Genomic DNA, 6977 nt, shown 5'->3' on the forward strand with positions numbered 1-6977 from the left:
ATTGGGTTGCCGTGTTCGATCGGTCAACCCATTTTTTTATCCATGGATTAAGGTCAGGGAGCGAATGGAATCAGGCCTTGCCGGTGCAAGTGCTTCTGCAGCAAGCCGCATGGTGGCTCCGGTCGTGTAGATGTCATCGATTAGCAGAATTTTATGACCCGAAAGGCTAACTGCGGCCTTCTCATTTAATTGAAAGGGTGTCGCACGCAAACGCATGCGCTCCGCCCTGTTTTTCTTGCTCTGTTTTGCCTCGTCTCTGACGCGCACGAGCGCCTGAACAATCGGTGCACCGATCTGCCGAGCAAGAACGTCCGCTTGATTAAACCCTCGTTCCAAAAGGCGCTCCGAACTCAGTGGCACCGGTACTAACAGAAAGGATGGCTTTCTTTTTAAAATGCCCGACTGCTCCCGCACGCAGTTGTGCACGATCCTCCGATACGCACGCGTCAACTCAGCCGCAAATCCATCGGCCAAACGGACATCACCGCGAAATTTAAATTGATTGATCATCTCTTTCAGAAACGGATTGTAATGATAAAGTGCATGATTGTTGACATACAGACCGTTTCGTCCGCTATTCGCCCACTTCACGCAGTCGCTGCATGTGCCTTCGGTAACCCGATTCCGGTCGAGGCGTGACAGGTCGCGTCCGCATAAACGGCAGCAATGCCGCGGATCGATCGGAACCAGCTGCTCCCGGCAGGAAAGACAAAATCCCGGTGCATATTCAGGGGAAAATAAATTGTGAAACGAAAGCGGATCACCGCGCATTTCACCGCAAAAAAGGCAGCGTTCCATCAGCGGTCGCCTTCCTGATTCATTTGAACCATATGCCGAACAGCGCGCACCATGGACAGCGTCTTTCCATTGTGAAAAAAGACCACGTCACCGTTTGGATATGCTGCAGAACGGCCCACGCGACCGGAAATTTGCACAAGCGCCGCTTCGTCAAAAATCGGATCATCTGCACCAACCACTCCTACCTGCACATTTGCGATGGTGACGCCGCGTTCCAGAATCGTTGTTGTGACTAATAGACGCAGTTTTCCGCTGCGAAAATCAGCGACTTTTTGATGCCGCAACGGATCCTCTGAATGCACACCGGCGCTGCGACTGAACCCGTTTCGCTGCAGCAGTTCGGTCAAAGCTGCAGCAGTACTCACCGAGGGAACGAAAACAAAGACTTGCTGCTGCGCCTCCATCTTATTCTTCAGCCATTCATGCAGCACGCTGGGCAGTTTGCCGCGCTGCACCAGTTTCTGCCATGAGCCGATCCAGCGAAAACGAGGAATGGGGAGCGGATGCCCGTGATAGCGTCGTGCCAGCTTTACGCCCTTGAGACTGCCGGACAGGAAGCGGTTTTTCAATTCCGAAGGAGGCGTTGCCGATAGGTAAGCAAAAGGCGTTCCCGGTTTTGCCGCTTTGTGCACGGCATACTCCAGCATCGGATCAAAGTGAAAAGGAAAAGCATCCACTTCATCAATAAACACACAGTCGAAGCGGCCTGCATAGCGGATCAGCTGATGCGCTGTTGAAATGACAAGCGGCGCACGCAAATTCTCTTCCTCACTGCCGCCATAGAGCCCGCTGATCGGAACATCGGGAAAGGCGGCACGAAGTCGCGGCAAAAGTTCGCGCACAACATCCGTGCGCGGCGTCGCCAGCGCGACATGATGCCCTTGCCGAAGCTGCCCTTCGATTGCCGGGTACATGATTTCCGTTTTTCCTGAACCGGTCACTGCCCACATGAGAAATGATTCACGGGCAGCGAGCGTACGCTTCATTGCGGTCGCTGCAGCCTGCTGTTCATTGGATAATACGCCATCCCATTTGCAGAGTGGCCGCCCATCGAGAAAGGCTCTGTCAAATCCCGGTTCAGGGCCTTGCCAAGTCACCAGCTGCGTGCACGAGCGGACAATCCCCATATTCAGACAATGGCGGCAATAGACGCATTTTTTCCCGCAGCGGGCGCAACTGCAAAAGGCAAACGCTTCTTGGTCGCGATTGCCGCAGCGGGCGCACAGCCATTTTTTACGGATACCCAGCAAATCAAAAATGTTTTCGTTCAATGGCATAATTCCCGGACGGAGCGAAATAAATCCATTTTTCACATGGGCACGAATGAGTTTTTCAGAAAATGGGAGATCCTCGGCACGAAATTCACGGCCAAACAGAAAATGCTGCACATCGGCGCGGTAGTTTGGTGCTTGGTCAAGATGACGAGAGAGTAAGAGCATAGGAAAACCTTCTTTCGGAGAATAAATGAGGGTGTCGCAAGACTGAGAGACAGGCGGCAATACGTTGATAAAAATGAGGAATTTCATTCTGGTGTATACACTACATGTTCGACAAAACAGGACAAAATCCTTTATCATTTTTTTATTTTCTTCTGAAGTTTTATTGCGGCTATTCAAAAATGTTTAAACTGAAAAAGAGAGTGTCTCGCATTTGAGACACTCTCTCGATTCTCGATCAATAGATTTTTACCCAGCCGTTTTTGATTGCTTCGACTACGGCTTGTGTTCGGTCTTCAACCCCCATCTTCTGAAGGACATTGCTGACATGGTTCTTAACCGTCTTTTCACTGATGTAAAGATGCTCGCCGATTGCTCGGTTACTTTTTCCATCGGCCATCAATTGCAGGACTTCACATTCACGATGGGTAAGAATATGCAACGGTGGGCGGTACTCCAAATCCCTGAATCCTGAAGGTTCGGAGGAATAGCCGCGCGTTGCCAAACGTCTGAATTCATTCACAAGATTATGCGTGACTTTCGGGTGAATATAAGCGCCGCCCTGTGCCACAATGCGCACGGCTTCAATCATTGAATCCGCATCCATTTCTTTAAGCAGATAACCGAGTGCTCCGGACTTAAGCACATGCGTGACATAGCTTTCATCATCATGAATCGATAGAATGATTACCTTTAAATCGGGATGATTGCGAATCAGCTGCCGCGTTGCTTCGACACCGTTCAGTTTCGGCATGTTAATATCCATCAAAACCACATCAGGCTCTGTTTTCTCAATCAATTGTTCCGCCGTAACGCCGTCATCGCCCTCGGCAACGACTTCAAAATCGTTTTCCATATCAAGGATTCGCTTAACGCCTTCACGAAAAAGGCGGTGATCATCAATTAATGCAATTGTTGTTACCTTTGGTCGCACATTCGTCATGTTTCATTCTGTTGCAAAACAAACGGCATTTTACCGCTTATCCCTGGCTGCAGCAGTTTTTCACCTCTCTTTTTTACCGATCCCGAATGAACTACGGGACTGTGCCATTCGTTGATCTTGTTAATCGAGCTTGTCTGCCCTCTGTAATGGTATATAAATCAGTACCTTGGTCCCTTTTCCAGCTTTTGACTGAATGATGAGCTCTCCATTCAATAGTTCAGCACGTTCCCTCATTCCGATGAGTCCATAACTACCTTCTTTGGATTCGGACTGATCAAAGCCAATACCATCGTCGGTAACCAAAATAAGAACCTTATCTGATCTGTATTCGATCCTTATATTAATTTGTGTCGGTTTTGCATGGGCGCAGGCATTTTGAACCGATTCTTGTATCAATCGGAATAGCGCAGCTTCGATTTTCGACTGAAGCCTCTTTTCCTTTCCAAGCGTCTCAAAATGAATCTCAATCGATGGAAAATCTCCGCTCACGCGACGCATGTACTTTTGCAGTGTTGGTACAAGTCCTAAATCATCGAGACTCATCGGTCGCAGATCATAAATAATTCTGCGTACTTCGCCCAGCGCCCCTTGTACCATTACCCGATATTTTTGTAGTTCTGCCTGTGATGCTGCCATTCCTTCTTTTTTTCCGACGCGGTCAACCACATCGAGCCCAAGCAGCACTTGTGCCAGCGTTTGTGCAGGTCCATCGTGAATCTCACGTGCCAGTCTTTTTCTCTCTTCTTCGAGCGCTTCAATCATTTGAAGTCCAAACGCCCGCTGCTCCCGCGCACTGGCGACCACTTCACCTACTTGCTTCAAATCACTCGTTAAGTAATTCAGCACAACCGTAACTCTTCCAATCAAGGCATCGGCCTTCTCGATGGTGGTCGACAATTGAATCAGCCGGCGTTCGATTTCATTGCGCCTGTGCTTCATCTGTCGTTCCATTTCTCGAACGATCGTCAATTGGTTCTGAATGGCATTTGCCGTTTCATAGGCGCTGCGGATGTCTGCTTCTCCGAACTGATTAAAAGCACTGCTGATCTCTGCTAAATGGTTTCTCGACTTTCGTGATTCAACTTCAAGTGCGTCGCTTCGTTCAATAATCCCTTTTAACTCTTTTTTTACAAGGTGGAGTTCTTTAACCAGCGCATCATGCTCTTTGCGGGACTCTTCACTAATCTCAAAGATTTGAGATTTGCTGTCGCTGACATTTTCGATCATACTATGAATAATATGATCCAAATGTGCTGCATCAAGTGCATCGTTTATTGGTTTGCTGGTTGACATAATTTGCCTCCATAATAAATGTATCGGAACAGGCGCCGAACCGCTAGCCACAAAGTGCCTATCTATGTATAGGTAAATCGTACTATTTTGTCATTATGCATCAACCAAATCTTGGTGCAGCAAGAACGCTGCAGCGCAAAAAAGTATGGAATTATGCGGATCCGAGCTTGTCTGTCCCATTTACGAGTACCTATACCCATTGTTTCTTAAATTGAATCGGTTGACAAGTGCAAATGTTACCATGGAAATAGAGTGAGAGAAAACGGCGCAAACGAAATAATTTTCAAGGTACGGTCGCAATACTGTCAACATTTGTCGAATTAAGGAGTAGGGAGCGTTTGCTTACCTCCCTCTCTTTTCATACGGCGAGCCCACTTTTATTTTCGGCACTGACGATGAACTTTTCAAGATATATGCTGAAAAGTTGTGCAGCCCGGCTAGTATGCCGAAAGAAAGGAGCCCATTTATGACTTTGGACGCATACATTACCGTTCGAAAAGACGCACAAGCTGAAATGGAAATCAAACGTTCTCGATTCATAAGTGCTGTATTCGCGGTAAAGACGGAAGAAGAAGCAGAGGCACATATTCAACGTGTGCGCAAACAACACTGGAAAGCCAATCATAATTGCTTTGCCTATATCATAGGAAAGAAGCAAGAAATTCAAAAAGCAAGTGATGACGGAGAACCGAGCGGTACAGCTGGTGTTCCGATGCTTGAGGTGTTAAAAAAACGCGGCGTTTGCAATGTTCTTGTTCTCGTGACCCGTTATTTCGGCGGAATCAAGCTCGGCGCCGGCGGTTTGATACGTGCCTATGCGCACGCGGCAAGTCATGGACTGAACGCTGCAGAAGTCATCCGCCAAGTGCCTGCTGATGAATGGTCGGTAACCGTCGACTATCATCTCAGCGGTACGCTCGAAAACAAACTGCACGGATCCATCTATCCTTTGAAAGATGTCCGATACAGCGACAAGGTCACCTTTATCCTTTATTCGAACCAGTCGGACTCAGAGGCATTCGTTGACTGGATGACTAATCTGACAAGTGCCAAAGCGGTAATAAAGAAAACGAGCACACTCTATTTACAAGAGCCGGTCCCAAATCCTGGGAAGCAGCCTGATGATTCCTTATAAGTCGCTCGCAAAAAACATGGTCAATGTATTTGCTCCTGAATGCTCTGCTCAGCTTCTGCGAAATTTGCCGAAAAAGTTCAAATTTTTAATTGCTGGAAACAGCCGGCTTCGGTAAAATAGAGCTATTGTAAATTGCGCTGATTTGCGAACCGAACGTATTTTTTACGTTGCTCATATCTGTGAAACCTAGTACATGAAGGAGAATACGCGAACCATGACATTGAGCAGAACAGACAGTCAAAAGAAGAAAAAGCACGGCAAACGACGAAAGATCCTGATTATTGTATTAACCGTTCTCCTTGTATTAGCAGGAAGCGGCGCTGCTTACGGCTATCATATAATCAAGAAATTACAAAATGTGACGGATAATGCCCAGAACCCGCTGGCACGCGGTGCGAAGTCGAATCTCCGCGCTGAGAAAGTTGATCCGGTTAAGGATGACTTTTCAATTCTATTTATTGGGATCGATAAACGAAAAAATGAACCCAGTCGTTCCGATGCCCTTGTTCTTGCGACATTTAATCACGAAACGAGCAAGGTGCATATGGTCAGCATTCCGCGCGACTCAAAAGTTCAAATCATGACTCCGGATGGTCCGAGCAGCTACGGCATCTCAAAAATTACACATGCGCATGCCTATGGCGACGCCAACAACAATGAAGGTGCGGATTACACCATCGCCACAGTCGAGAACCTATTCAAGGTGCCGGTTGACTATTATGTGCAGGTAGACTTCAATGCGTTCATAAAAATCATCAACGCACTCGGCGGTGTTGAAATGGATGTTCCGGTCAAGCTGGTCACCCAGAACAGTGAGGATAAAAAAGGTAAAGATGCAATTGTACTTGAACCGGGTAAACAGGAGCTTAATGGGGAGCAAGCCCTCGCCTTGGTCCGTAACCGTAAATCACCGGGCGCTGGCGGCGATTTTGGCCGCGGAAAACGACAAATGCAAATGATTGAAGCCATTGTCAAAAAAAGTGGGCAGCTCTCTTCGGCAACAAAATACAGCAAGATGATCGATTCGCTTGATCATAATTTTGAAACAAACCTAACCTTCGGCCAATTGCTGAATTTGCGGCACTACGCAGGTTCCCTTTCATCGATCAAGATGGAACAGCTCAAGGGATTCGATGACAGCAGCACCGGAACCTATTATTTTGCGCTTGACGAGAACTATTTAGCGACACTGCGCAACGAACTTCGCGCGCAGCTCAATTATCAGACGACAGCAACAAGCGACCCTACTGAGAGCAGTACGAATACCGACACAACCAATAATCATGCTGCCGGCACGGGTTCATCAAACGAAGGTCTTGCAACAGATTCCACTGAATCACCGAATAATTAAGCGATTGAACATATAATCGAG

At 47.6% G+C, this 6977-nt stretch carries 6 protein-coding genes; 2 read left to right on the forward strand and 4 right to left on the reverse strand.

Annotated elements, in window-relative coordinates; all coding sequences use genetic code 11:
- Window positions 1-36 precede the first annotated feature (36 nt).
- From SIN01_RS07740 to SIN01_RS07755, 4 genes are all read right to left on the reverse strand, one after another.
- On the reverse strand, window positions 37-798 hold the full coding sequence (locus SIN01_RS07740) for a ComFC family protein (RefSeq protein WP_010025270.1): 762 nt from the start codon (window positions 796-798) through the stop codon (window positions 37-39).
- Window positions 798-2237: an ATP-dependent helicase ComFA gene (locus SIN01_RS07745; RefSeq protein ID WP_010025268.1), complete on the reverse strand. Its 1440-nt coding sequence runs from the start codon at window positions 2235-2237 to the stop codon at window positions 798-800. Before SIN01_RS07745 ends, SIN01_RS07740 begins: the two co-directional genes overlap by 1 nt.
- Window positions 2238-2472: 235 nt before the next feature.
- The gene (locus SIN01_RS07750) at window positions 2473-3177 is read right to left on the reverse strand and encodes a response regulator (RefSeq protein ID WP_010025267.1); all 705 of its coding nucleotides are present in this window, start codon (window positions 3175-3177) and stop codon (window positions 2473-2475) included.
- Window positions 3178-3297: 120 nt separating this feature from the next.
- Window positions 3298-4470, reverse strand: a complete 1173-nt coding sequence (locus SIN01_RS07755) for a sensor histidine kinase (protein WP_010025266.1) — start codon at window positions 4468-4470, stop codon at window positions 3298-3300.
- A 466-nt stretch (window positions 4471-4936) separates the two neighbouring features.
- Between SIN01_RS07755 and SIN01_RS07760 the strand changes: the two genes are divergently transcribed.
- Complete coding sequence (locus tag SIN01_RS07760) at window positions 4937-5605, forward strand: YigZ family protein (RefSeq protein WP_010025265.1); 669 nt, start codon at window positions 4937-4939, stop codon at window positions 5603-5605.
- 214 nt (window positions 5606-5819) lie between these two features.
- Window positions 5820-6956, forward strand: a complete 1137-nt coding sequence (locus tag SIN01_RS07765) for an LCP family protein (RefSeq protein WP_010025264.1) — start codon at window positions 5820-5822, stop codon at window positions 6954-6956.
- Window positions 6957-6977 lie beyond the last annotated feature (21 nt).

The organism is Sporolactobacillus inulinus (assembly GCF_006539285.1).
Classification (GTDB): domain Bacteria; phylum Bacillota; class Bacilli; order Bacillales; family Sporolactobacillaceae; genus Sporolactobacillus; species Sporolactobacillus inulinus.

What these genes read in the sequence shown, in the direction of transcription:
- SIN01_RS07740 (WP_010025270.1), bottom strand. Translation starts at nt 798, where the DNA reads ATGGAACGCTGCCTTTTTTGCGGTGAAATGCGCGGTGATCCGCTTTCG.
- SIN01_RS07745 (WP_010025268.1), bottom strand. Translation starts at nt 2,237, where the DNA reads ATGCTCTTACTCTCTCGTCATCTTGACCAAGCACCAAACTACCGCGCC.
- SIN01_RS07750 (WP_010025267.1), bottom strand. Translation starts at nt 3,177, where the DNA reads ATGACGAATGTGCGACCAAAGGTAACAACAATTGCATTAATTGATGAT.
- SIN01_RS07755 (WP_010025266.1), bottom strand. Translation starts at nt 4,470, where the DNA reads ATGTCAACCAGCAAACCAATAAACGATGCACTTGATGCAGCACATTTG.
- SIN01_RS07760 (WP_010025265.1), top strand. Translation starts at nt 4,937, where the DNA reads ATGACTTTGGACGCATACATTACCGTTCGAAAAGACGCACAAGCTGAA.
- SIN01_RS07765 (WP_010025264.1), top strand. Translation starts at nt 5,820, where the DNA reads ATGACATTGAGCAGAACAGACAGTCAAAAGAAGAAAAAGCACGGCAAA.